This window comes from Streptosporangium sp. 'caverna' (assembly GCF_003203775.1).
GTDB classification, from domain to species: domain Bacteria; phylum Actinomycetota; class Actinomycetes; order Streptosporangiales; family Streptosporangiaceae; genus Streptosporangium; species Streptosporangium subroseum.
In genome coordinates this window covers 6,882,170-6,906,278 of record NZ_CP029711.1, presented here as the reverse complement: position 1 = coordinate 6,906,278, position 24,109 = coordinate 6,882,170, and the positions used below count along the sequence as shown (strand labels likewise).

22 protein-coding genes are annotated in these 24,109 nt (G+C 69.0%); 11 read left to right on the top strand and 11 right to left on the bottom strand.

Annotation, left to right across the window (positions count from 1 at the left end):
* Window positions 1–736 precede the first annotated feature (736 nt).
* The 5 genes from DKM19_RS30155 to rbsK all read left to right on the top strand — a co-directional run bounded on the left by DKM19_RS30155 (window position 737) and on the right by rbsK (window position 5,370).
* The gene (locus DKM19_RS30155; protein WP_204358309.1) at window positions 737–1,738 is read left to right on the top strand and encodes an ABC transporter substrate-binding protein; all 1,002 of its coding nucleotides are present in this window, start codon (window positions 737–739) and stop codon (window positions 1,736–1,738) included.
* A gap of 41 nt (window positions 1,739–1,779) precedes the next feature.
* The gene (locus DKM19_RS30150) at window positions 1,780–2,595 is read left to right on the top strand and encodes a class I SAM-dependent methyltransferase (protein ID WP_204358308.1); all 816 of its coding nucleotides are present in this window, start codon (window positions 1,780–1,782) and stop codon (window positions 2,593–2,595) included.
* A 2-nt stretch (window positions 2,596–2,597) separates the two neighbouring features.
* Complete coding sequence (locus tag DKM19_RS30145; protein WP_110700241.1) at window positions 2,598–3,383, top strand: ABC transporter permease; 786 nt, start codon at window positions 2,598–2,600, stop codon at window positions 3,381–3,383.
* A 323-nt stretch (window positions 3,384–3,706) separates the two neighbouring features.
* Window positions 3,707–4,120: a universal stress protein gene (locus DKM19_RS30140; RefSeq protein WP_110700239.1), complete on the top strand. Its 414-nt coding sequence runs from the start codon at window positions 3,707–3,709 to the stop codon at window positions 4,118–4,120.
* A gap of 353 nt (window positions 4,121–4,473) precedes the next feature.
* On the top strand, window positions 4,474–5,370 hold the full coding sequence (rbsK, locus tag DKM19_RS30135) for a ribokinase (protein WP_110700237.1): 897 nt from the start codon (window positions 4,474–4,476) through the stop codon (window positions 5,368–5,370).
* A gap of 1,662 nt (window positions 5,371–7,032) precedes the next feature.
* Here the strand turns inward: rbsK and DKM19_RS30125 are convergent.
* From DKM19_RS30125 to DKM19_RS30120, 3 genes are all read right to left on the bottom strand, one after another.
* Window positions 7,033–7,686, bottom strand: coding sequence for an SRPBCC family protein (locus DKM19_RS30125; protein WP_110700235.1), 654 nt, complete (start codon window positions 7,684–7,686; stop codon window positions 7,033–7,035).
* A gap of 305 nt (window positions 7,687–7,991) precedes the next feature.
* The gene (locus DKM19_RS49890; RefSeq protein WP_162641881.1) at window positions 7,992–8,132 is read right to left on the bottom strand and encodes a hypothetical protein; all 141 of its coding nucleotides are present in this window, start codon (window positions 8,130–8,132) and stop codon (window positions 7,992–7,994) included.
* Window positions 8,133–8,260: 128 nt separating this feature from the next.
* Entirely contained in the window at window positions 8,261–8,662 is a 402-nt protein-coding gene (locus DKM19_RS30120) for a heme-binding protein (protein ID WP_110700233.1), read from the bottom strand.
* A 487-nt stretch (window positions 8,663–9,149) separates the two neighbouring features.
* Between DKM19_RS30120 and DKM19_RS30115 the strand changes: the two genes are divergently transcribed.
* Both DKM19_RS30115 and DKM19_RS30110 read left to right on the top strand, forming a co-directional pair.
* Window positions 9,150–10,013 carry a class I SAM-dependent methyltransferase gene (locus tag DKM19_RS30115; RefSeq protein WP_110700231.1) on the top strand — a complete coding sequence of 288 codons (864 nt, stop codon included), beginning with the start codon at window positions 9,150–9,152 and terminating at the stop codon, window positions 10,011–10,013.
* A gap of 35 nt (window positions 10,014–10,048) precedes the next feature.
* A complete protein-coding gene (locus tag DKM19_RS30110) occupies window positions 10,049–11,050 on the top strand; it encodes a phosphotransferase enzyme family protein (RefSeq protein ID WP_110700229.1) in 1,002 nt (333 codons plus the stop codon).
* A gap of 466 nt (window positions 11,051–11,516) precedes the next feature.
* On the opposite strand, the gene DKM19_RS30105 is transcribed toward DKM19_RS30110, so the two are convergent.
* The 4 genes from DKM19_RS30105 to ureA all read right to left on the bottom strand — a co-directional run bounded on the left by DKM19_RS30105 (window position 11,517) and on the right by ureA (window position 17,316).
* Window positions 11,517–13,355 (bottom strand): tetratricopeptide repeat protein, encoded by a 1,839-nt coding sequence (locus DKM19_RS30105; RefSeq protein ID WP_110700226.1) that lies wholly within the window; start codon window positions 13,353–13,355, stop codon window positions 11,517–11,519.
* A 297-nt stretch (window positions 13,356–13,652) separates the two neighbouring features.
* Entirely contained in the window at window positions 13,653–14,639 is a 987-nt protein-coding gene (locus tag DKM19_RS30100) for an agmatine/peptidylarginine deiminase (protein ID WP_110706101.1), read from the bottom strand.
* 227 nt (window positions 14,640–14,866) lie between these two features.
* Entirely contained in the window at window positions 14,867–16,516 is a 1,650-nt protein-coding gene (locus DKM19_RS30095) for an urease subunit alpha (RefSeq protein ID WP_110700224.1), read from the bottom strand.
* Window positions 16,513–17,316 carry an urease subunit gamma gene (gene ureA / locus DKM19_RS30090; RefSeq protein ID WP_110700222.1) on the bottom strand — a complete coding sequence of 268 codons (804 nt, stop codon included), beginning with the start codon at window positions 17,314–17,316 and terminating at the stop codon, window positions 16,513–16,515. Before ureA ends, DKM19_RS30095 begins: the two co-directional genes overlap by 4 nt.
* Window positions 17,317–17,382: 66 nt before the next feature.
* Between ureA and DKM19_RS30085 the strand changes: the two genes are divergently transcribed.
* Together DKM19_RS30085 and DKM19_RS30080 are read left to right on the top strand one after the other, a co-directional pair.
* Complete coding sequence (locus DKM19_RS30085; RefSeq protein ID WP_110700220.1) at window positions 17,383–17,976, top strand: TetR/AcrR family transcriptional regulator; 594 nt, start codon at window positions 17,383–17,385, stop codon at window positions 17,974–17,976.
* Window positions 17,977–18,229: 253 nt separating this feature from the next.
* On the top strand, window positions 18,230–18,772 hold the full coding sequence (locus DKM19_RS30080; RefSeq protein ID WP_110706100.1) for a GNAT family N-acetyltransferase: 543 nt from the start codon (window positions 18,230–18,232) through the stop codon (window positions 18,770–18,772).
* Window positions 18,773–18,913: 141 nt separating this feature from the next.
* Here DKM19_RS30080 and DKM19_RS30075 read toward each other — a convergent pair whose 3' ends face one another.
* The gene (locus DKM19_RS30075) at window positions 18,914–19,765 is read right to left on the bottom strand and encodes a glycerophosphodiester phosphodiesterase family protein (protein WP_110700218.1); all 852 of its coding nucleotides are present in this window, start codon (window positions 19,763–19,765) and stop codon (window positions 18,914–18,916) included.
* A 235-nt stretch (window positions 19,766–20,000) separates the two neighbouring features.
* A complete protein-coding gene (locus tag DKM19_RS30070; RefSeq protein ID WP_110700216.1) occupies window positions 20,001–20,591 on the bottom strand; it encodes a TetR/AcrR family transcriptional regulator in 591 nt (196 codons plus the stop codon).
* 78 nt (window positions 20,592–20,669) lie between these two features.
* Between DKM19_RS30070 and DKM19_RS30065 the strand changes: the two genes are divergently transcribed.
* Window positions 20,670–21,086 (top strand): VOC family protein, encoded by a 417-nt coding sequence (locus DKM19_RS30065; protein WP_110700214.1) that lies wholly within the window; start codon window positions 20,670–20,672, stop codon window positions 21,084–21,086.
* Window positions 21,087–21,106: 20 nt separating this feature from the next.
* Here the strand turns inward: DKM19_RS30065 and DKM19_RS30060 are convergent, their stop codons facing one another.
* A complete protein-coding gene (locus DKM19_RS30060) occupies window positions 21,107–22,060 on the bottom strand; it encodes an NADP-dependent oxidoreductase (protein ID WP_110706099.1) in 954 nt (317 codons plus the stop codon).
* 350 nt (window positions 22,061–22,410) lie between these two features.
* The gene (locus DKM19_RS30055) at window positions 22,411–23,145 is read right to left on the bottom strand and encodes an SDR family NAD(P)-dependent oxidoreductase (protein WP_204358305.1); all 735 of its coding nucleotides are present in this window, start codon (window positions 23,143–23,145) and stop codon (window positions 22,411–22,413) included.
* 355 nt (window positions 23,146–23,500) lie between these two features.
* Here DKM19_RS30055 and DKM19_RS30050 point away from each other — a divergent pair, with 355 nt between their 5' ends.
* Entirely contained in the window at window positions 23,501–24,007 is a 507-nt protein-coding gene (locus DKM19_RS30050) for a MarR family winged helix-turn-helix transcriptional regulator (RefSeq protein WP_162641880.1), read from the top strand.
* Window positions 24,008–24,109: the final 102 nt, after the last annotated feature.

Sequence of the window (24,109 nt, the reverse complement as noted above, 5' to 3'; positions counted from 1 at the left end):
CCGCCTCCACCTCCCGAAGGACCGGGGACGCGCCGGCGATCCAGGCGCCGGAGTTCGTCGACTCCTCGGGGCACCACGGCTGCGCGGGAGGGAGCGACGAGGCGGACCCGACGGCCGTCAGGTTCTACCGGAGCGGTCGGCCGGTCGAGGAACGGGCGAACGCCCGCGGGGTCTTTCCCACCGTGCCCGAGAGCGCCGAATACCGCCTGGAACCTCCGATGAAACGATCGTCGGAGGAATGGACGCACGCCACCGGTCACCGCGCGTCACGGCCGGGGACAACGCCGGTGGTCAGGTCGGGCAGATCGTCATTCGCGCCTACGGCGTTAAATAGCATGCCCATTCGCGCCTACAGCGTGAAATAGAGCGTCTATCCGCGCTTACAGCGTGAAATAGCACATCGCGAAATGCCGGTACGGGCTCGTGCTGGCCTTTCGCCCGTTTCGGGCCCGTGTCCTCGCCGCCGACGTTCCGCTCCCAGAGCACGACGAGCTTCAGGCTCGTTCGGGTCGATACCGGTCAAATACCTCGACAACGCCCCTTCGGCTGACGGACTACCGCGACGCGCCGTGCAGTCGAATATGTGAAGATTTCAGATCTCGTTAAATAGATCTATTTAACTATGACATGTCGGAGTAAGATCCTGTCGATCAAGCTGTCCGTGGCGTTGTCAACGCCCCTCCGCAGGAGGCACAGGATGAGGCAAGCCCGCACGTTGACGGCACTACTGACAGTTTTGACGCTGGCGGCCGCTACCGGCTGCGGAGGCGAAACGCAGGGAAAACCCACAGAATCCGCAGAATCCGCAGACAGCGTCACGTACATCACCGCTTTTGGCGCGGCCGGGCGAGACGCCTTTGCATGGATCGCCGAGGAAAAGGGCTATTTCCGTGAGGCCCGTCTCAATGTGCGGATCGAATTGGGCAAGGCGGCCGGCGAGAACCTCAAGGCCATGGCCTCGGGGCAGGTGCAGTTCGCGAGTCTGGACCTCACCGGCGCGATGATCTCGGCGGGGGCCGCAGGGGGCAAGGGATACAAGGACTTTCGCGCCATCCTCGCCATTCACCAGCAGACCCTGGTCTCCATCATGAGCATGGAGGGGACCGGGATCACCACGCCCAAGGACCTCGCGGGCAAGAAGATCGCCGCGGCCGCCAACTCGGTGAACCAGCTGCTCTTCCCTGGTTATGCCCGGCTCGCGGGCATCGAGGCGGCCGGGGTCAGCTGGGTCGCCGTGCAACCGGTCCAGCTGGGAAGCACCCTGGCCAGTGGCAAGGTCGACGCGTTGAGCACGTTCCTCATCGGCCGGCCCACCATCGAGAAGGCCACGATGCAGGCGAAGCAGAAAAAGCTGGTCGTGTTCCCCTACAGCGAATACCTGCCCGACCTGTTCGGCAACGCGGTGCTCACCACGACCGAACTCACCAAGAAGGACCCGGACCTGGTCAAGCGGTTCCGCGAGGCGATGCGCAAGGCCCTGGTCTACACCGTCGAGCACCCTGACGAGGCCGCCGCGCTGCTGCACCAGAAGCAGCCGGAGACCGCCGCCGACGCCGCGAGCCAGGAGATCAAACTGATGACGCCGTCCGTGACGGCGGAGGGCACGGGTGCGTCGATCGGCCTGATCAGCAAGACCCGCATGCTCGGCGCCATCGAAAGCCTGCGGAGCGCCGGGCTCGTCGAATCGGCCATGACCCCCGAGGACGTCGTCGACTTCGCCGCCATGCCGGGCAGCTGACTTCCGGTCTCCCCCGAAACCCTGGACCAGAGGAGCGCTCGTTGGCCGCGTCAACCGATCCCGAGGCGCCGTCGTACGCCTTCGACAACAACGACCCGGAAGCCGCGCACCGGCACGACTATCTCGCGACGATGCTCGACGGGCCGACCGAGTCACGGCTCGCCGAACTCGGCGACCTGGCCGGGCGGCGGTGCCTGGAGCTCGGCGCCGGGGCCGGAAGCATCGCCCGCTGGCTGGCCGACAGGGCCGGACCGACGGGCCGGGTGCTGGCGACCGACGTCAACACCCGCTACCTGCCGCTCGACGCCGGGTTCGAGGTGCTGCGCCACGACATCGTCTCGGAACCCGTCCCCGATGGGCCGTGGGACGTGATCCACGCGCGTCTGCTGCTCGTGCACCTCCCCGAGCGCCACGAGGTCCTGCGCCGCCTCGCCGCCGCCCTCGCCCCCGGCGGGGCACTGGTCGTCGAGGACTTCGAGACCACGTTCCGCAAGGGTCTCCTCGCGGCTCCCACACCGGAGGCCGAGGCGCTGATCGACGCCTACCAGGAGAGCGTCGTCAGGTCGGCCTTCCCCGCCCACGGCATGGATCCCACCTGGGCCGGACGGATACACGCCGCGATGCTCGCCGAGGGACTGGTCGACGTCGACACCATCGTGCACGCGCGGTCATGGCAGGGCGGCACGGCGGGGGCGCTGCTGATCGCGGCGAACATCGCCCAGGCGCGTGACGCCTTCCTCGACGCCGGAATGAGCGCGGCCCAGCTGGACGAACTCGACCGTCTGACGAGGGATCCGCGGCTGGTGGTCCGCAACCCGTTCACCTACTCCACCATCGGCCGCAGGCCGGGCGGCTGACGGTGGCGAGCGGCACCGGGGTCCGGCCGGCGCGGACCTACCTGCCGGCGGTGCTGCCCGTCCTCGCCGGGGCGACGGTGGTGGCGGTGTGGTGGCTGTCCACCGTCGTGTTCGGCATCAAGCCGTTCATCCTGCCCGCGCCCCCGGACATCGTCCGCTCGTTCAGGGACATGCCCGGCTACCTGATGAGCCAGGCCTGGGCGACGCTGGTCGAGACGGTCGCCGGATTCGCCCTCGCCATGGTGATCGGGCTGCTGTCCGCGATCCTGCTGACGGCCTCGCGGACCGTCGAACGCGCGGTCCTCCCGCTGCTGGTCGCCGCGAACGCCGTCCCGAAGGTCGCGGTGGCGCCGCTGCTGGTGGTCTGGCTGGGCTTCGGCTCGGTGCCGAAGATCAGCATGGTCGTCCTGATCTCCCTTTTCCCGATCGTCGTGGCCACCATGTCGGGGCTCACCTCGACCCCCGTGGAGCTCACCGAGCTGGCGAGGTCACTGTCCGCGTCCCGTAGCCAGACCTTCGTGAAGCTGCGCATCCCCTGGGCGCTGCCCCAGATCTTCGTCGGGCTCAAGGTCGCCGTCACGCTCGCCGTCGTCGGCGCCGTCGTCGGGGAGTTCGCCGGCGGCGACCAGGGACTCGGCTATGTCATCGTCGCGTCCGGCGCGTCCGCGGACACGTCGCTGGCGTTCGCCGCGATGACGCTGCTGAGCGCGATGAGCGTGATCCTCTTCTACCTCGTGGTCACCGTCGAACGGCTTCTCCTGCCGTGGGCCCGGGAGATCACCGGCTGAGATCACCGGCCGCGGGCGGAACGCCCCGCGGCTCCGGCGGGATCGGATAAGGCACGGTCAGATGGCCGGAAGCCGATGGACGCCCCCCGCGATCGGGGTGAAATCACCAGGCGTATGCTGCGGCGGTGCGGCCGGACCGTCGGTATCGCCCCGCTCGCTGCGGCTCTCTCCATCGGCCGGACCGTCGGGGGGCGCCGCTGTCCGACGGTGAGGGGGACCGCTCGTAGTCCGTGGCTGCCCGCGACTCCGCATGCCTCGCCCGTGCCGTCGCGCCGTTCCAGCGGATTTGTATCGCCATCATTGTGTCGTGACCGGAGGAATCCATGTACAAGCACATTCTCACTGCGATTGACAGTTCTCCTCGGGGGGACCGGGTGCTCGACGCCGTGGAGTATCTGGCCGGGGTCACCGGTGCGGATGTTCAGGTCCTGCACGCGGAGGAGAGGGAGATCTTCGCCGACCAGGTGGTCGACCTGGAGACCGACGAGGAGGCCCGCGCCATCGTGGACCGGGCGGTTGCGCGGTTGCGCGGAGCGGGAATCACCGCCGAGGGTGAGGCCATCCACGTCCTGCGCGAGGGCGTGCCCGACAACATCCTGGCGCGGGCCCGTGAGCTGGGCAGCGACCTCATCGTGCTCGGTCCCCGCCACCACGGCAGGCTCGGCGCCCTGCTCGGCGCCAGCGTCAGCCACGAGGTCAGCCTTCACGCCTCCGTCTCGCTGCTGCTGGTCGTATGAGAGCGGCGGCGCTCTCGCCGCGCTGACCGCCGGGGGTGTGACGGGAGGCCGGGATGCCGGACTCTTGGGGGTGATGGGAGCTCGGGGCGCCGGACTCCTGGGTGTGACGGGAGGCCGGGGGGCCGGATCCGTGGGCGTGACCGTGGGCCGGGGTGCCGGACCCTTGGGTGTGACGGGAGGCCGGGGCGCCGGACCCGTGGGCGTGACCGTAGGCTCGATCATCGGCGTGCTCCCCGGCGCGTCGAGGATCCCGCAGGAACGGTCTCCGAGGAACCGGCCGGCAGTGCCACCGGCTCCGACGGGATCGGCCCGGACAAGCTGACCGGCCGGCCGCCGGCCCCGGTGGAGGAATCATGATCTCGGTGTTCGGCAGCGCCAACATGGACCTGGTGGCCTACGTCGAGGCCGCGCCCGCGCTCGGTGAGACCGTGACGGGACGCGAGTTTCGCACGATCCCCGGAGGCAAGGGCGCCAACCAGGCCATCGCCGCCGCGCGGGCGGGGGCCGAGGTGGCCTTTCTCGGCGCGGTGGGGGACGACGCCTTCGGGGCCGAGCTGCGGCGGACGCTCGCCGAGGCCGGAGTCGACGTGACGAACCTGCGGACGGTTCCCGGCCCGTCCGGCATCGCCCAGATCGTGGTGGACGACGGGGGCGGCAACTCGATCATCGTGGTCCCCGGCGCCAACGGGGCCGTGACCGCTCCCTCCGAGGCCGAGATCGAGGTCATCTCCCGGTCGGACGTGCTCCTGCTCCAGCTGGAGCTTCCCATCGAGGCCGTCACCGCCGCCGCCAGGGCCGCCCGGAGGGCCGGGACCACCGTGGTCCTCACCCCCGCCCCCGTCCAGCCGCTCCCCGCCGAGCTGCTGGAGGCCGTGGACATCCTGGTGGCCAACGAGCACGAGGCCGCCGAGATCACCGGTCAGGCGGACCACGCGCGTGCCCTGCAGGAGCTGAGGGGCAGGGTCGGCTGGGTCATCATCACCCTGGGGTCGCGCGGCGCGCTCACGGCCTCGGGTGACGGCCCGGCCGTGCATGTGGAGGCGCCCAAGGTGCCCGCGGTGGACACCACGGCCGCGGGCGACACCTTCGTGGGCGCTCTCGCCGCCGCCCGCGTCGAGCGGCAGTCCCCAGATCTGGCCGTACGCTTCGCCACCGCGGCGGCGGGCCTGTCCGTCCAGCGGGCGGGCGCCAGCACCTCCATGCCCACCCGCGCCGAGATCGACCGGAGCCTCGTCGACTCCGACGTCTGAGGCCCGCGACACGGCTCGCCACCCACCTGCACCGAGATTGACCGGAGCCTCGTCGGCTCCGACGCCTGAGGCCCGCCACCCACCCGCGCCGAGATCGATCGAAGCCTCGTCGACCCCGGCGCCCGAGGCCCGCTGATCGCCATGCCGGAGCCAGGGGAACCTGCAGGGGAGCAGGGCGAGCCGGTCCGTGGGACTTGTGCTCACGGACAGTAGATTCGGGCCCATTTCACACTGAGCCTGAATAGTTGCCATAAAGATTATTAAATGTCAGAAGCGGTCAACGTTTTTCTTCGGCGGTACCACTTGTTTGCCCTTCTGGAACTGCGTCGACGCGCTATGGCCGAGCCCTCGGGGTACCCTCCTGATCGCTACCATTTCCGTGGCGGTACGGTGGATCCGATATTTTCGGAATCGGGAACAGCATGGGAAATCGATTGCTTTCTTGCAAGAGTAGATGGGCACCACGTAACCTCTCCAGCGGTCGCGTCGGGACTTTATCCGTCGCGGCGGTGGTCGGCGTCCTTCTGATGCCGTCGAACCAGGCGTCGGCAGACGCCGTAACCTGGAAAGCGGAAGTCGCCCACCCCTATTCGCAGAACAACCGCATTTCCAAAGCCGGGGATCACTGCGAATGCCGGAGGCCTTCCTGCAAGTGTCGTAGGCAGCCCTGTGGTTGTCGCGGGCGTTCCTGTGAGTGCCACAGACATTCCTGCCGTCGTGGCCCGCAGGGGCCGGCCGGCAGAGACGGTCTCCGGGGTCCGGTCGGACCTGCCGGGCTTACGGGAGCACCCGGAATGTCCGGACCCGCCGGAATACCGGGGCGCCCTGGAATGCCCGGGCCTCCCGGAATGCCGGGGCGCCCTGGAGTGCCCGGGCCTCCCGGAATACCGGGACCCCCCGGAGTGCCCGGACCTGCTGGAATGCCGGGACCCCCCGGAGTGCCGGGGCCCGCTGGAATACCGGGACCCCCTGGAATGCCCGGACCTGCCGGAGAGCCCGGGCCCCCTGGAATTCCCGGACCTGCCGGAGTGCCGGGGCCCGCTGGAATGCCTGGGCCGGCCGGAGCGCCCGGGCCCGTTGGGGTGCCAGAAGCGGCCGGGTCACAAGAATTCCAGGACGTCGCCGTGCCGCGGAGCGCCTCGGACCTGACCGGTCCACAGGGATTCCAGGACGTCATCGACCGGCGAAGCCAGTTCTACGGCGTCACCGGCCGGCAAAGCCAGCAGAGCCTGAATGGTTTGAACGGTCTGAACGGCTCGAATGGGGCTCTGAGCCTTTTGGGTCTAACCGGACTCCAAGGTTTGACGGGTTCGCAGGGAATCGACGGTCTGGTCGGTCCCCTTCTCAAAGGAATACTGGGTCCGCAAGGGCTCCAGGGTCTGACGGGCCTCCGAGGACTCGATGGCCCGATCGGTCCGCAAGGCATTCAGGGCATATCCGATTCGCAGGCGCTCCAACCATGTCATCTTCCTGAAGGACGGACCTGTCCCTCAATAGATGCAGATCCCGTGTCGCAATGGCTGAAGACAAGAACTGATACGACAATTCAGACCAAGCACGAGTCCACGGAATTCGCTCGATGGCATCGCTATATAGATCCGGAAATCAGGAAAAGATTCGACTGATGTAGCGGCCGCCACCGCGAGCGGGCCGGTTGGGGCGTCAGGGCTCGGCCGGCTCGTCGGGGGCGGTGGCGGTGTAGGCGGCCGTGGTCCGATCCGCTGCCGCCCGCGCGGCGGCCCCGTCTTCGCCGCCCGCGATGTTCGCGTCGCACCATGCTTGGCTGCTGAGCGTCATGAACTGCCTGCCCTCGTCGGACGCCGACCACGCCGCGGCCTCCTGCGGGCCCATGTCCTGTCCGGACGACAGATGGATGGCCAGACCCAGGAATCCCATGTCCCAGCCGACGCCGACCGCGCCGGGACCGAACTCGGCCCATCGTTCGTCGTCGACGTGAGCGGTGTGCTCAAGCTCGAACCGCGTCCCGCCGTTGGGTTCGGCCGTCAGCCGGACCTCGACCCAGCTGACCTCCTCGCCGTACTCCCAGGTGGCGGCGTAGCCCTTCGGCGGATCGCAGCGTTCGATCCTTCCGCCCGCGTTGCCCTCGAACTGGTAGCGACCATGGAGGCGCAGGTCGCCCGAGACGGGCAGGAACCATCGGGAAATGCGCTCGGGATCGGTGCAGGCGTCCCAGAGGTCGTCGAGGGTGGCGTCGTACGCCTGGCTGATGGTCACGACGCGCGCCTCACCCGCTTCGAGCACGCGCTTGCCGACCTGCCGCCGTACGGCGTTGATCTGCTGGGTAACGTCGATCATGGGGTTCTCCTCACCTGTCCCGGATAGGCGCGCACACCGCGCCGGAGGTCGTCTCACCGTCGGCGAACGGTTCGAGGGCGGCGAGACGCATCGGGTCGCCAGGGAGGTAGGAAGCATGCATGGCGTAAAAATATTAAACATCGCTTATATAAGTCAAGCAATATAGCCCTGTGCGGCCCCTGGCATCGAGGCGGCCGGTCGAACTCCCGGGGCGGGGGACGGCCCGGAGCGGCCGTCGATGAACGCGATCTTACGCAGCACTCCGAGCCGTACGTCGGCGTTGAAGCAGCCCCAGGGGTCAGGGCTTAATTGATCAGCGATGTGCTGGAGAGCGTCAGCAGGAACGCGCCGGCGGCGAGCAGCGCGATCGGCCAGGATCGGCTGATGGCGGACCAGATGGTGGCGGCGAGAAAACAGACCAGGGCGAGCAGCACGATAACGTCCATCAAAATCCTCCAAGGAGTGAAACCTTTCAGGCGATCACCGCCTGGGGCGAACCCCCTCTGCCCCTCCAGACCCGGAGATAACATGGATCCCCCTGGTTCCAGGGGATTCGGCGTTTTCGACCGCCGAGCTAGGCCCCTTCCCAGAGCGCGGTGGCGACCTCGGCGCAGGCCACGTCCTGGGCGACGGTGCCGCCGCTGACGCCGACCGCGCCCACCACCCGGTGGTCCTTGCCGGGTTCGCTGAGCGGAATGCCGCCGCCGAAGCACACGTATCGGTCCCCGGCGAGGCCGTACAGCTCTCCGCCCGGCACGACCAGCGGTGCGAGGTCGGCGGTGGACATGCGGTGGGCCACCGCCGTGTAGGCCTTGCCGGGAGCGAGAACCGGGCCGGCGATCTCCGCGCCGTCCATCCGCTGGAACGCGACCAGATGCCCGCCCGCGTCGACCACCGCGACCGAGATCAGGGCTCCCTCTCGCCCGGCCTGCTTCACCGCGGCCTCACACATGCGCAGCGCGAGTTCGAGATTCATCGGGCCCCCTTACAGCGTTGAAAGCCCCGAACCGGGCGGTCCACTCCGTATCCGCCGCCGACCAGACGATGCGAAGTCTCATGTAAGAACTGACGCCTTGCGTGCCCGCGCGGAGGACGGCGCGGGTCCGCGACCCGTCCGCTCAGAGGAAACCCGCAGGTCGGCCGGACCCCGGCGTCGAAGTCAGGGTAGACGAGGCCGGGCCGCCGGGGCCGGAGACGGCGAGGTCCGGGGTGTCGCCGAGGTGGAGATGGCAAGACCCGGGGCATCGGGGTTCGCGGTGGGTCAAGGTTCGGGACGGCGAGGGCAAGGATGCCAAGATCCGGAGGGCCAAGGTCAAGGGTCGTCGAGGCCAGAGGGGTCAAGGTCAACGGGTGATGAAATCACCATTCTCGCCGTCGTTACGTTGAGTGATGTCGCAAATGCCTTCGGATACGATCCCGTCATCGGCGAGATCGTCGAGGTATCGATCTGACTCAGGAGAGGCATGCACAGTCACAACCGCGCAAGCATCGGCCACCAGATCAAATACGCCCTCCGCCGTCCTCAGCGGATCCCGCGACACATAAGACGGCTGGGCAGGAACGCATGGCTGCGCCTGAGCACGCGTGACCACGTCGACTACTACCGCGCCGTCATGAAGTCGGACGTCTCCCGAGGTTCGGAGAGGGCCGTGGGCAGCAAGTCCCACGGACGCTGGCTCGCCCTCGGCCAGATGCAGTTCGACTATCTGGAGCGGCACGGCCTGAAGCCGGAGCACCGCATGCTGGAGATCGGCTGCGGCAACCTGCGTGCTGGACGCCTGTTCATCGACTACCTGAACACCGGCAACTACTACGGCCTCGACATCTCTCCCGACGTCTTGATGACCGCCCAGAAGACCCTCGTCGACCATGGCCTGCGTGACAAACTCCCCCGCCTCATGCCGGTCGGGGACCTGCGTTTCGCCTTCCTGCCCGATGAGATGTTCGACGTGATCCACGCCCACAGCGTCTTCTCCCACTCCCCGATCAACGTGATCGAGGAGTGTTTCCAGCACATCGGCCGGATCATGAAGCCGGGCGGGTGGTTCGACTTCACCTTCGACCGTACGGAGGGCAAGGAGCACCAGGTCCTGCGGGAGGACTTCTACTACCGCACGGAGACCTTGATGGCGCTGGCCGACAAGCACGGTCTCCGCGGGACCTTCATGGACGACTGGGAGCGGCTCCGGCACCGGCAGTCCAAGATCCGTATCACGCTCCTCGGCGCGGAGCCCGCCGCGGAGCGGGTCACGGTGGTGCGTCCCCAGAACGAGCAGCACGAGCAGCGGCACACCATGGCAGACCGGGTCATGCAAGATCTCAGATAAGATCTGACGCTTTGGGTGATTCACCTGGAGGACCGATGCGGGCCCACGACCTGTCCGCAGGGGATGACGTACTGGCCCGCGTGCACGAGGCCGCCCGGAAGGCGGTACGGATCCACGGCCTGCCCGGTGCCGAGATCACGCTGATCAACGTGTCGGAGAACGCCACCTACCGGGTGGACGACCCGGCTACCGGCGAGCGGTTCGTCCTGCGGGTGCACCGCCTCGGCTATCACTCCACGCAGGCGATCCTCTCCGAGCTCGACTGGCTGGAGGCGCTCCGCGAGGAGGCCGGGGTCCGCACCCCCAGGGTGCTCCCGTCCCCCGGCGGCTCCCGGGTGCTCACCGTCCTCGGGGCGGAGCCCCGCGACTGCGTGATGTTCGAGTTCCTGCCGGGGACCGAGCCGTCGCAGGACCGGCTGGTGCCCGACTTCGAGCGGCTCGGCGCCATCACCGCGCGGATGCACCGGCACGCGCGAAACTGGCGGCGTCCGGCGGGATTCACCCGTTTCCACTGGGACTACGAGGCCGCGCTGGGGGCCGAGTCGCGGTGGGGTCGCTGGCAGGACGGGGCGGGGGTGGGAGTCGAGGCGCTGGCCGTACTGGGCCGGCTGGACAAGGAACTGCGCGAGCGGCTGCACCGATTCGGCCGGGATCCCGGCCGTTACGGCCTGATCCACGCCGACCTGCGGCCGGCCAACCTGCTGGTGGCGGGAGACGATCCGCCCAGCGTCATCGACTTCGACGACTGCGGTTTCGGCTGGTACCTCTACGACCTGGCCGCCGCGGTCAGCTTCGTCGAGCATCACCCGCGGGTCCCCGAGATGATCGCGTCATGGGTGCGGGGCTACCGGACCGTGCTGGACCTTCCGGCCGAGGACGAGGCCGAGATCTGGACATTCATTATGTTCCGCCGTCTGCTGCTGGTCGCCTGGATCGGTACCCACACCGGGGTGGAGATCGCCGCCGAACTCGGTGCCGGCTACACCGAGGGCACCTGTGAGCTGGCCGAACGCTATCTCAGCGGCCCGTCCCGCTGATCGTTCCCCGCATCCTCGCCGATCGCTCCCCGGGGTCCCGGTTCGCCGCCCTCCCGTCTCCGTGTGACCCTCTCCCGCCCGGGTTTCTCGTCTCCTGTCCCCGTGTCGCCTTTCCCCTTCTCTCCCGCGTTCCCGTGTCACCGTCCCCGTTCTCACGGGCGGCGTTCACCGAAACTTCACCGATCAATACGCGGTGTCACGGGATATCCGATGAACATTCCTTCGCGGGCCGTGCGTCAGGCCGCCGGCGGATCGCTGAATTCACCGGTACGGGTCCTTCTCCGGGGCGCGTCCCCAATTCGGAGAATGGGTCTTCGGTGTTGGCTTCAATACGCTTGGTCAGGTTAATGAATTGTTTACGGTCCGGCCCCGGCGCACTAACCGGAACCTCCGTGTCACCCGGAGTTTCCTCCCTCCGCACTCACCCCGATGATCTCGCCGGGAGCGCGGAGGGACGCCGTGCGGTTCAGGACGTCAGCGCGCGGCGGATGTCGTCGTCGTCCGGAGCCAGCTCCATCGCGCGGGTGAGGTCGGCCACCGCCTCCTCGTCGCGTCCGGTGGCGCGGAGCGCCATCGCGCGGTTGAAAAGCAGCGCGGGGTCCGCGCCCGGTTCGAGGGCATGGGTGAAGTCGGAGACGGCGCCCTCGGGGTCGCCCATCTCGAAGGCCAGCATTCCCCGGTTGGCCCAGGCCGCGGCCAGCGAGGGGGAGAGCTCCAGCGCCTGGTCGAAGGCGACCCGCGCCTTACGGTGACTGCCCTCGGCCATCTCCACCTGACCGAGAGCGCACAGCAGGTACGGGTTGGCCGAATCCAGCGCGAGCCCGGTCTCCGCGTCCACCCTGGCCTTGCCGTACTCCCCGAATGCGACGAGCAGCCCGGCTCGGTTGGCCAGCCCGTCCACGAACTCCGGGTCCAGCTCCAGCGCGTGGTCCAGATCGCCGAGCGCGCCCCGGTGGTCTCCGGTGGAGAATCGGATCTCGGCCCGGTTGTAGTACGGCTCGGGGAAGGGCGGGCCGACCCGCATCGCGGTCTCGTAGTCGGCGATCGCCGCGTCCAGGCGGCCCAGCCGGTGCAGCAGGTTGCCCCGGTCGATGTAGTAGTCGGGGTAGCCGGGATCGGCGGCGATCACCGCGTTCAGGTCCTCCAGCGCCTCCTCCGGGCGGCCCAGCATGACGGTGAGCTGCGCTCTGTTGGCCAGTAGCACCAACCGGTGGATCGGATGCTCGTCGGGGAGAAGGTCGCGCTCGGCCAGCTCGACGGCCTCCTGGACCAGCTCAAGAGCCTTCGCGGGGCGGCCCAGCCGTACTTCCACGAGCGCCCGGCCGTTGAGGTCGAAACCCAGTTTGAACGCCCGCTCACGCGGGTCGGGAAGCAGCGAGGAGATGGCGATCGCCTGGTTCACCCAGGCCAGCCCGGCGTTCAGGTCGCGCTGGACCGGATCGTGGTGGCGGACCTTCAGCATCCCGGTGGAGTAGGCGGCGGAGGCGTGGACGCTGGGGCAGATGCTCTCGCGCCTGGCCAGCTCGAACAGGGCCTCCGACTCCTCCTCGCGGTCCAGGGAGCTCAGCGCGGTCGCGGTGCTGTGCAGGAGGCGCCACCAGAGATCATGCTCCGTGGACGGGTCGGCGAGTCGCAGCGCGCGCCGGCCCAGCTCCACCACGGCGTCGTGACAGCCGGCCTCCAGGCACCACTCCACCGCGAACCTGTAGGCCTCCAAGGCTCTCTGCGGGTCGCTGCCGTGCTCGCGATGGTAGGGAATCGCGCCGAGTCGTGCGCCGATCGTTCCTTCCCGCTCCAGCTCGTCGGCGCGGGCATCGTGCTCGTCCTGTCCGAGGAGCTCGTCGGGCACGGCCTGACCACCGGTCACCACGGTCAGCAGTTTCGGGCCGATCCGGCGCTTCAGCACCGCCAGGAGCTCGAGGTCGGTGGGGTCGGCCTCGTGGATGTTCTCGACGACAAGGGTCCGAGGCCCGGTTTCGGCCAGGTATTCGCGGATGAACTCGGCCAGTCCATTGGACAGGCGCAGCGTGCGGCGTGGCGCGTGAACCAGGATCCGTTCGGCGCTGGGCAGGTGCATGGCCGCCGACTGACGCCGGGCGGGGACCAGCTCATGCATGTCGGGTGCCATGGCACGCAGCTCTATGTCATACCGGGCGATCAGCTCCGGCCGAGCGATGGGCGCCAGGGCGGAGACGATCGCACCTCCCGCGGTGTACGGTCCGCGCAGGCGCCGATTCGCGTCCACGGGGGGCAGGAGCAGGGCAGGAAGATGCGGCTTTCCCGATGGGTGCGGTCCCCGACTCACCAGTCTCCTTTACATCAAACCGTCAACTTATTTGAGCAATCTCATGTTACGAGCCGGCGCCCATTGCTGGGCGCCGGTTCTACGACTTTGGCCTCAGCCGACGTGCTTAGGACTGGCGGCGCCACTGAGCGTAACGGTGCCGGGCTTGTGAACAATAACTTGCTTCATTTCAGGCCTCTCTTGTAAATAAGAACAATTTGCAAGTATTCGCAACAATTGCCCCGATTGACAAGCTCTAGCTATTATCGTGGCCGGATCCGGACAGCCCTATGGACAAATCGCCCTTCCCGCTATGGGTCACGGCCGGGGCTGCTGCTGGGTGATGCAGTGGATGCCGCCGCCGAGGGCGAAGATGTCGCGGGCGTCCACCGATTCGACGACCCGTCCGGGGAAGAGCCTGGTGAAGATCTCGGCCGCCGCGGCGTCGCGCGGATCGTCGAAGGAGCAGAGCAGGGCAAGGCCGTTGGCCAGGTAGTGGTTGATGTAGGAGTAGTCGACCGGCTCCCCGCCGGCCTCCTGGGTCTCCGGGGCGATCAGCTCCACGACCTCCAGGGAGCGGCCTTTCGCGTCGGTGGAGGACCGCAGGATCGCCAGGTTATCCCGGGTGACCTCGTGGTCCGGGTGGGCCGGATCGGGCTGGACGTGGCAGAGCACCAGGCCGGGACGGGCGAAGGAGGCGAGCAGGTCGACGTGGCCGCTCGTGCCGTACCTGCCGTAGTCGGCGGTGAGGCCGCGCGGCAGCCAGATGACCTTCTCCACGCCGATCCGCGCGCGCAGCTCGGCCTCGACCCGCTCCCTGGTCCAGCCGGGATTGCGCTTCTCCCCGAGTTGGACGGTCTCGGTGACGATGACCGTGCCCTCGCCGTCCACGTGGATGCCGCCGCCCTCGTTGACCATCTCGGAGCGGAACCTGGTCACCCCCGCCCGTTCCAGGACCGCCGCGGCGACCAGGTCGTCCTTGGCGTACGGGTGCCAGCCCCACCCGTTGAAGGTCCAGTCGACCCCGGCCAGGGCGCCCCGGCCGTCCACCAGGAAGGTCGGGCCGTTGTCCCGCATCCAGCAGTCGTCCAGCGGCTGCTCCATCAGCTCGATCCCGGGAGACAGCCATCGGGCGGCCGAGCCGCGCTCGCTCGGGTCGACCACCATGGTGACCGGCTCGTAGCGGACGATCGTGTTGGCCACGCTGGACCAGGCGCGGTAGGAGGCCTCGGGGTCGGCCAGGGCGTAACCGGCGACCGGCCAGGACATCCAGGTGCGAGTGTGGTGGTGCCACTCCGGCGGCATGAAGAACACGGTGGTGATCCTTGTCGGAAGTCGGGCGGTTGGAGGAGGTCCGGCCAGGCGAGTCGCCGGAAGCCGGAAGAGGCCCGGCCGGGTACGGCTCGGCGCCGGCGGCTCAGGAACGGGAGAGGCTCAGGGATCGAAAGGCCGCCCAGAGGTCGGGAACAGCCCAGGTGAGGAGATACACGAAGAGCAGCGTAGGGATCGGGAGGCGTGGAGGCCGGGAAGGCTCACAGGAAGTACAGACGGTTGAGCGAGATCGACTCGGCGGGAGCCGACTGTACGGGGTCGCCGTCGAGTGTGACCCGGCCGAGCGCGTCCACCTGGACGGACCCGAGCCGTGAGTTGCGCACCATGTCCGCCGGGCCGATGCCGCGGGTCCCGCGCACGCCGACGCGCCGGCGGCGGGTCGTCATGTGGTCGTTGCCCGTGTCCGCGGCGGCCCCGCTGACGAAGGCCACCGACAGATCGGCGGGGGTCGCGCCGTACGCGCCGAACTGCGGGCCCAGCACCAGCGGCTCGCAGGTGTCGGTGGAGGCGTTCGGGTCGCCGGTCACGCCGTAGGCGGGAAACCCGGCCTTCAGCACGAGTTGCGGCTTGGCGCCGAAGTGGTCCGGCCGCCACAGCACGATGTCGGCCAGCTTGCCCGGCTCCAGCGAGCCGACCTCGTGGGACAGGCCGTGCGCGATGGCGGGATTGATGGTCAGCTTGGCCAGGTAGCGCAGCACCCGTTCATTGTCGTGACCCTCGGGCGCGCCCAGCTCACCCTTCATCTTCCCGGCCATCGCGAACGTACGGCGGACCGTCTCGCCCGCCCGGCCCATGCCCTGCGCGTCGGAGGAGGTGATGCCGATGACCCCGAGGTCGTGCAGCACGCCCTCGGCGCCCATCGTGCCCGCCCGGATCCGGTCCCCGGCCAGCGCCGCGTCCTCCGGCAGGCCGGGATCGAGGCCGTGCACCGAGACGATCATCCCGTGGTGCTCGGCGACGGCGTCCCGGCCGAAGGGCAGCGTCGGGTTGGTGGAGGAGCCGATGACGTTGGCCACCCCGGCCAGCCTGAGCACGTCCGGCACGTGCCCGCCGCCGCAGCCCTCGATGTGGAAGGCGTGGATCGTCCTGCCTTCGAGGACCGCGAGGGTGTCCTCCACCGACAGGCACTCGTTCAGGCCGTCGGTGTGCAGCGCGACCTGCACGTCGTGCTCCTCGGCCACCCGCAGCGCGGTGTCCAGCGCGCGGGTGTGCGCGCCCATGTCCTCGTGCACCTTGAAGCCGCTCGCACCGCCCTCGACCAGCGCCTCGACCAGCGGCGCCGGATGCGACGACGAGCCGCGCGCCAGGAACCCGATGTTCACCGGCCAGGCGTCGAAGGCGTTGAACGCGTGCCGCAGCGCCCACGGCGAGTTCACGCCGACACCCCAGACCGGCCCGAACTCCTGGCCGATGATCGTGGTGACGCCGGAGGCCAGGGATGCCTCCATGATGCGCGGGCTGAGCAGGTGCACGTGGGTGTCGATCGCGCCCGCCGTGGCGATGAGCCCCTCGCCGGACACGATCGTGGTGCCGGTGCCGACCACCACGTCCACGTCGTCCAGCGTGTCGGGGTTTCCCGCCCGTCCGACCGCGTGGACGCGTCCCTCGCGGATCCCGATCGACGCGGTCCGCACCCCCAGGACCGGATCGAGGATCAGCACGTTACTGATCACCAGGTCGCAGGTGTCCGCGATGGAGGCGGCCTTCAGGTGCAGGCCGTCCCTGGCGGTCTTGCCGAACCCGACGAGGAACTCCTCTCCGGGCTTCTGCGAGTCGTGCTCGACCTCGACCACCAGGCCGGAGTCGCCGAGCCTGACCCGATCTCCCCGGCGCGGTCCGTGGACGCTCACCGCCCACCCGCCACGCGGTCGCCGGGCTCCTCGGCCCTCGGCACACCGCCGCCGCTCGCCGCCGGATCACCGGTGACCGAGGTCGGGGGCACCGGCTCACTTCCCAGGTAACCGCAGGCCCGGGCCTTCTCCATGGCTCGCTCGAAGGCGCCCGGCGCGTCCAGCGGGCCGTCGACCAGGCCGGCGAACCCGATCGCCACCCGCGCCCCGCCGATCGGGACCAGCCTGGCGACGCGGCTCTCGCCCGGATCGAAGCGCAGGGTGGAACCCGCGGGGACGGCCAGGCGGCGCCCGTAGCCCGCGGCCCGGTCGAAGAGCAGCCGGGGGTTCGTCTCGAAGAAGTGGAAGTGCGAGGTGACGCTGATCGGCACGGTCGCCGTGTTGAGCACCGGCACCTCGATCGCGTCCTCCTCCGCGGGGAGTCGCGCCGTCCTCTCCTGCGGGAGGGGCCGTACCGCCTCGATCACCGCGCCCGGGGCCGCGTCCCCGAGCGAGCCGCCGCCGAAGGGCTCGGTGACGACCGCCAGCCGGGTGCCGTCGTCGAAGACCGCCTCGACCATCACCTCGGTGACGATGTCGGCCACCCCGGGCAGCACGTCATCGGGGCCGAGCACGCTCCGGCCCGCCGCGATCGCCTCGGCCAACCTGGCCCCGTCCCGGGCGGCCTCGCAGACCGTGTCGGCGATCAGGGCGGTGGCCTCCGGCACGTTCAGGCGCAGCCCTCGCGCACTCCTGGCGCGCGCCAGCTCGGCCGCGGTGAACAGCAGCAGCCGGTCGCGCTCCGTAGGTGTCAGCCGCACTGCCGCTCCCTTTTTAGAATGGCTTTCAAAGTTAGATTAGCATTCTAAACCGGTACGTTATGAGGCATGACAGTGAAGCTGGAGCGTCCCGACGTGCGGGCGCACGTGCTGCGGGCGGCGCTGCTGGCGATCGACGAGGTGGGGCCCGATCGGCTGCGCGTGCGCGACATCGCGGAACGGGCCGGCATGAGCAGCGGTCATGTCATGTACTACTTCGGCAAGCGCGACCGGATCCTCGTCTCGACGCTGCTGCTCAGCGAGGACGAGCTGGCCGAGCGCCGGACCGCCGAGCTCGCGACCGTCGCCGATCCGCGCGAGGCGGTCGGCCGTCTGGTGGAGATGTACCTGCCCGCCGGTGCGAGCGACGTCCGCTGGCGGCTGTGGGCCCAGATCGTCGCCCGCCCGCCGCAGGACGAGGAGACGCTGACCAGGATCGCCGGGTTCACCGGCGCCTGGGCGCGCGAGCTGGCCGGCATCGTGGCCCGGGGGGTGGGGGAGGGGCTGTTCCGGCCGGTGGACGATCCGGAGGACCACGCGATGCGGATGTGCCGGATCATGGACAGCCTCGCGAGCGACGTGCTGCTCGGACTGCCCGGCTGCGATGCCGGGTGGGCTCACGAGCAGGCGATGCGGGCGATCCGGAGAGAGCTGCTGCCCTGACCGCCCCGACGCGGAGCGCCCCGAATCGCTCTGCTGCGGACGGGGTCCGCCCGGGGAGCGGGTGTGGCGCGCTCGGTCCCGACCGCGCGTCCGTACGCGGATGGGCTCGGGGCATTCGTCGGTATTGATCAACTAGTCCACGCCGACGAGCCGCGATACCGTTTCCTCCGTGATTCAGAACGATGGGGCCGAAGGAACCGAACGGGCGGCGGGCGAGACGTTTCTCACCGGCGGAGAGGGAGGCCTCTCCCGCGTGATCTTGCGTCCGATCGCCGACCACGACCAGGACGAGTTCATCGGACTGGTCCGGGCCAGCGTCGACCTGCACCACCCGTGGATGTCCCTGCCCACCACGCCGCAGGCGTTCCAGACCTATCTCCGGACCTTCGACAACCCGCTGTCCGCCGAAGGCCTGCTGGTCTGCGTGCGGGACACCGGTGCCATCGCGGGCAACATCAACATCAACAGCATCATCCGCGGACGCTTCCAGAACGGCTCCCTCGGCTACGCGGCCTTCGCTCCCACCGCCGGCCGGGGATACATGTCAGAGGGCCTCGGCCTCGTGCTGCGCCACGCCTTCGAGCAATTGCGGCTCCACCGGCTGGAAGCCCAGATCCAGCCCGGCAACCACGCCTCCCTGAAGCTGGTCCAGCGCCACGGTTTCCGCTACGAGGGTTGCTCACCCGACCTGCTGTTCATCGACGGCGCCTGGCGGGATCACGAACGGTGGGCCATCACCAACACCATGTTCAGCGAGGTTCCCGTCGACCCGCATCCGACCCGGCCCGCCCACTGAGGCTTTCGGGCAGGGGCCGCGTGACGAGCGGATGCCACCGGATCATGGCCGTGCCCGCGAGGCATCCGTCGCCCGCGACGAGCAGAGCCGCCCCGAACCTCCAGGGGGCTCACCGCTCCGAGCGGGATCGGTGACGACCGGTCAGGAAGCGTGTCGCTTCGATGCGGGGATGACCTTGCGCAGCACGTCGGGCTTGTTGGTGATGATGCCGTCCACCCCGTAGGAGATCAGGCGGCGCATGGTCTCCGGACTGTCCACGGTCCAGGCGAAGACCTCCATCCGAAGGGCATGGACGCGCTTGACGTACTCCGGGGTGAGAGCGTTGTACGGCGGGTTGATGTGGCCGGCGAATTCCGCCAGTTCCGGGAGCTCCGCGGTCGTCGGCGTGCCGAGCAGGCCGATCGGGACCTGGGGCAGGTTCTTGTGGAAGGTCCGCATCGAGTCCCAATTGAACGACTGCACGGTGACGCGGTCGGAGCTCAGCCACGAGGGGTTGTCGCGCAGCTCGTCGGCGACGCGGGCCTCGATTCCCCGGTAGAGCTCTGGCGCCTTGATCTCCAGGAGGAGGCCGAGCCGGCTTCCGCTCATCGCGTGAAGCGTCTCTCCAAGGGTGGGCACCGGCTCACCCTTGTACTTCGAGGCGAACCACGAGCCCGCGTCCAGCTTCCGGATTTCCGCCAGAGTGAGGTCGCCGACCTTCCAGGGAGCCCGGTCGGGAAAGACCCCTTCGACGTTGGTGGTGCGGGCCAGCGTCGTGTCGTGCATCAGGACCAGTTTGTGGTCCTTCGTCTCCTGGACGTCAAGCTCGAACACGTCGGCGTGTTGCGCCTGCGCCAGTTCGAAGGCGGCGATGGTGTTCTCCGGCGCGTACGCGGAGGCCCCGCGATGGGCGACATTGGCGATCGTCGACGGTGGTGCGGCGACCGCCGTGGAGACGGATGCCGCCAGAGTCGCCAGAGTGGTCGTGATGATGAGGCCGAGCCGTCGGAACATGGGTCTCCTCGAACGTGGGGAGAAGGTCCTATGCCTCGAACTTGACAGCCGCTCATGACGACGAGTTGCTATAAGAGTAGCTCGCCGATGTCAGGTAGATGAGCAATCGCCCCGCGCGTCGCCGATCCTGTCTCGCGGTGAAGGACGCCGTCGGCGTGACGGATCCCGGGAGTGGATCCGCCCCTTCACCGCCGCCGCGTTTCGCGGGTGGGGCTCGCCCCGCCGCACGCCGGGCTCATCTGACGCGCAGCGCCTCCAGCATCCGAGACAGGGCGGCCCGGGCGTCGGTCAGATCATCGGGGTTCGCCGAGCCCGCCAGCCACAGGGCCGCCTCGTTCATCGCGCCGGACAGCAGATGGGTCAGTGGCGCGACCGGCTGCGGGGCGATCACTCCTCCCTCGATCAGGGCGGTGAGCGCCTCGGCCAGGTGGCGGGCCGAGGCGGCCTCGTCCAGCGCGCGCCATTCGTTCCAGCCCAGCACCGAGGGGCCGTCGACGAGCATGATCCGCTGGACGTCCGGATCGGTGCCGGCGGTGAGGAACGCCTGGCATCCGGCGGTGAACTGCGTCCACGGATCGTCGTGGGCCTCGGCGGTCGCGGCCACCGTCTGGGCGACCTGCTGCTGCACCTCTTCCAGGACGGCGCGGAACAGGGCGGCCTTGCTGTCGAAGTGATGGTAGAGCGCGCCCTTGGTGACCCCGGCGGCACGGACGATCTCCGACAGGCCCACCGCGCCGTAGCCCAGGGTCGCGAACAGGCGTCTGCTCTCGCGCAGGAGGGTCTGCCTGGTCTGCTCTCTCTGCCGTGCCCTGCCGTCGTTCGGCATCGCATTCCCGTCCGTTGACATACCGGTGGTACGTCAATACATTACCTTCACATACCAACGGTATGTGAAGGAGTTCGCATGAAGCTGACCGGCTTCTATCCGGTGATCTGCACCGCAAGGCTCCAGGAGTCCCGCGATTTCTACACGGGGCTGCTGGGGTTCGAGCCGACGTTCGAGGCCGACTGGTACGTGAGCCTGCGGCGGCCGGGGCCGCTGCCGTACGAGCTCGCCCTGCTCGACCACGACCACCCGACGCTGCCCGAGGCCTATCGCGTTCCCGTCCGGGGACTGCTGCTCAACGTCGAGGTGGAGGACGTGGGCGCGGAGTGGGAACGGCTCGTCGTCCGCGGTGGGCTGCGGGCCGAGCTGGAACTGCGCAGCGAGGACTTCGGGCAGCGGCATTTCATCGTGGCCGACCCCAACGGGGTCCTGATCGACGTGATCACGCCCATCGCGCCCGCCGCGGCGTACGCCGACCAGTACGTCAGTCCGTGACGCCGGCGGGATCATCCCGTCTAGGGGGCGACCCGTAGGACGAGCTTGCCCTTGGTGCGGCCCGTGGCGACCCGCTCGTGGGCCTCGGCGGCCTTCTCCAGCGGGAGCACCTCCTCGACTCCGATGGCGATCTTCCCGTCGTCGACGAGCTGGGCGATGCGGGTCAGCGCGGCGCCGTCGGGCTCCACCAGGAACGGGCGGGCGCGGAGCCCCCGGGTCTCGACGACGCGCAGCAGCTCGGGGGAGAAACCGGAGGGCACCGGGACGATCAGCCCGCCGGGGCGGAGGACGTCGAGGGAGCGGGTGCTCGTCGCGTCGTGGCCGTCGCCGACCAGGTCGAGGACCACGTCCACGTCGCTCACCGCGTCCTCGAAGCGGGTGGCGGTGTAGTCGATGAGCTCGTCGGCCCCCAGCTCGCGCAGCCAGGCGTGCTTGGCGGCGCGGGCGGTGCCGATCACGTACGCGCCGAGGTGCTTGGCCACCTGGACGGCGAAGTGCCCGACGCCGCCCGCGGCGGCGTGGATGAGGACGCGCTGGCCGGGCCTGACGTCCGCGGCGTCCACCAGGCTCTGCCACGCGGTCAGTACGGCCAGCGGCATGGCGGCGGCCTCGTCGTGTCCCAGGGAACGCGGCTTGTGGGCGAACTGCCGGGAGGGAGCGGTCACGAACTCGGCGTAGGCCCCGGCCTGGCGGGGGAACCACGGCATGCCGTACACCTCGTCTCCCACCTGCAGGGTGTTCACGCCGAAGCCGATCTGCTCGACGACACCGGAGACGTCCCAGCCGAGGATGAAGGGCGGATCCCCCAGGACCCCGGCCATGCCCCCGCCCGACCTGGTCTTGACGTCCACCGGGTTCACCCCCGCGGAGACGACCCGCACCAGCACCTCGGTCGGCAGCGGTTCCGGCTGCTCGACCTGGACGGGGTGCAGCACCTCCGGCCCGCCGAAGGTGTCCTGGCTGATCGCACGCATGAGGGTCACGAGATCTCTCCTTACCGGATGCCGCCCCTCGCGGGCGACATCGACGACGCTATCTTTCACCGTCCGGCGAAAGCCGGATCCCGGTGGCTCGACTCCCGGGAGTCTCTCTTTCCCTCCCGGTCTCCCTCCAGCGGCGACCGAGCTGGAAAGCCGTTTCCGAGGCGGTACTCGTCGCGATCATGACCACGGTTGCCGTACGGCACCCTGGAACGTCGACGAGGCCGGCCGCGGACAGACGGGATCGCATGAGGGGGGCACGGGCTGGGCGACGTCATTGCGATTTCCGCCGGTCAGACACTGTACCGGCCGGCCTACGGGCGGGCTTGGCCGGGCTGAGGCGGTCAGCTGATGCCGAGTCGTCCACCGGCTACCTCCAGGACGACTCCGGTGATGTAGCTGGCGCGGCGGGAGGCCAGGAAGACGACCGCCTCGGCCACCTCCTCGGGCTCGGCGATGCGGCGCATGGCGGTGGTCTCGGCGACGGCCTTGAGGGTGGCGGCGTCCATCTCGTCGGTGCCCGGGGTGTGGATGGGGCCCGGCGCCACCGCGTTGACGCGGAGGCCCCTGCCGGCGTATTCGGCCGCCCAGACCGCGGTCAGCTGTTCCAGGGCGGCCTTGGACGCGGAGTACATGCCGGTGCCCTTGGTCGTGACGGCGACGGCGAGGGTGCTGATGTTGACGATGGATCCGTGCCCGCGCTCGGCCATGCCGGGGGCCAGCGAGCGGACCAGCAGGTAGGGGGCCTTGGTGTTGAGGTCCATGTGCAGGTCGAACAGCTCGTCTGTCATCTCCGACGTGGGCAGGAACTTGTAGATGCCGGCGTTGTTGATCAGGACGTCGACCTCGCCCGCCTCCTTGGCCAGGCGCAGCACGTCGTCGGTGTTGGTGAGATCCGCCGGGATGAAGCGGGCCGTCCCGCCGGCGGCCTCGATTTCGGCGACGACCTCCAGGCCGCGGCGGGCATCGCGGCCGTGCACGACGACCTCGGCTCCCTCCCGTGCCAGCTGGATGGCCACGGCCCGGCCGATGCCGGCGGTGGCACCGGTGACGAGGGCGGTGAGTCCGGACATTTCCATGTCGTTTCCTATCGGAAGGGAGCCGAGTGCGGCTCGGCTCAAGCGTTGATGTCCCTTCATGTCCGGCCACGAGGGCTGGGCGGGGGCCGGTGAGCACCGCAGCGGCGTCATCGACCAGAACTCAACCTACTACTTCCATGATGGTAACATAATCAATGAAGGAACCTTCATTGATTAAAATGGTTGTATCGATGATGGACTTGAGCGTGTAAACCGCCAGGTTCGCGCGCTCCACGCTGGTCGCGGCCTGTGGCGGTCCGTATGGCCGAAGGAAGCCTTCATGATTGAAGGGTCCTAAATCGATGTAGTGGTATGCTTGGTCGCAGGAAGCGACGTAAGGCAGGTGGGCGGCAGCATGGCTACCAACTCGGACACCCCGGCCCCGCGCTTGGTGCGGCCCGGCCGGCCGCAGGAGGCGACACCCGGCGAATCGCCCGGCACACTCGGCTTCCATCTCAAGCGCGCGGAGCAGTCGCTCATCGCCCGCAAGGCCGACGCGGTGCGCGCCCTGGACCTGACCGAATCCCAGTGTAAGGTCCTCGGCTATCTCGCAGGAGGCGCCGCCAAGTCTTGCACCCAGCTGTCCCGAGAAGCGCTCGTGACGTCCCAGACCATGACCGGCATCGTGAAGAACCTCGAGGCCAAGGGTCTGGTCGACCGCCACGCCTCTCCCGACCACGGCCGGGTCATGCTGGTCTCCCTCACCGCCGCCGGCGTCGATCGCGCCGCGGCGGCCGGTGAGCTGTCCGGCAGCGTCGAAGCCGGACTGCGCGAAGCGATGACAGAAAAGGACTATGCCCAGCTGATCGGCCTGCTGGACCGCGTCGCGGAGGTCGCCCCCAAGCTCGCCGTCGACGGTTAGTCCTTCGGGAATCACGAGCTCGCGGGTCACCGTGGACGGGTCGGCCCGGGCTCGGAGCGGGGCCGTCGGACAGGGCCGGCTTCCGCCATGGGGTGAGCCGGC

Bases quoted from the DNA above. Each gene is read 5' to 3' on its own strand.
- DKM19_RS30140 (WP_110700239.1), top strand. From the start codon at position 3,707: ATGTACAAGCACATTCTCACTGCGATTGACAGTTCTCCTCGGGGGGAC.
- rbsK (WP_110700237.1), top strand. From the start codon at position 4,474: ATGATCTCGGTGTTCGGCAGCGCCAACATGGACCTGGTGGCCTACGTC.
- DKM19_RS30125 (WP_110700235.1), bottom strand. From the start codon at position 7,686: ATGATCGACGTTACCCAGCAGATCAACGCCGTACGGCGGCAGGTCGGC.
- DKM19_RS49890 (WP_162641881.1), bottom strand. From the start codon at position 8,132: ATGGACGTTATCGTGCTGCTCGCCCTGGTCTGTTTTCTCGCCGCCACC.
- DKM19_RS30120 (WP_110700233.1), bottom strand. From the start codon at position 8,662: ATGAATCTCGAACTCGCGCTGCGCATGTGTGAGGCCGCGGTGAAGCAG.
- DKM19_RS30115 (WP_110700231.1), top strand. From the start codon at position 9,150: ATGCACAGTCACAACCGCGCAAGCATCGGCCACCAGATCAAATACGCC.
- DKM19_RS30110 (WP_110700229.1), top strand. From the start codon at position 10,049: ATGCGGGCCCACGACCTGTCCGCAGGGGATGACGTACTGGCCCGCGTG.
- DKM19_RS30100 (WP_110706101.1), bottom strand. From the start codon at position 14,639: ATGCCGCCGGAGTGGCACCACCACACTCGCACCTGGATGTCCTGGCCG.
- DKM19_RS30085 (WP_110700220.1), top strand. From the start codon at position 17,383: ATGACAGTGAAGCTGGAGCGTCCCGACGTGCGGGCGCACGTGCTGCGG.
- DKM19_RS30075 (WP_110700218.1), bottom strand. From the start codon at position 19,765: ATGTTCCGACGGCTCGGCCTCATCATCACGACCACTCTGGCGACTCTG.
- DKM19_RS30070 (WP_110700216.1), bottom strand. From the start codon at position 20,591: ATGCCGAACGACGGCAGGGCACGGCAGAGAGAGCAGACCAGGCAGACC.
- DKM19_RS30065 (WP_110700214.1), top strand. From the start codon at position 20,670: ATGAAGCTGACCGGCTTCTATCCGGTGATCTGCACCGCAAGGCTCCAG.
- DKM19_RS30060 (WP_110706099.1), bottom strand. From the start codon at position 22,060: ATGCGTGCGATCAGCCAGGACACCTTCGGCGGGCCGGAGGTGCTGCAC.
- DKM19_RS30055 (WP_204358305.1), bottom strand. From the start codon at position 23,145: ATGGAAATGTCCGGACTCACCGCCCTCGTCACCGGTGCCACCGCCGGC.
- DKM19_RS30050 (WP_162641880.1), top strand. From the start codon at position 23,501: ATGGCTACCAACTCGGACACCCCGGCCCCGCGCTTGGTGCGGCCCGGC.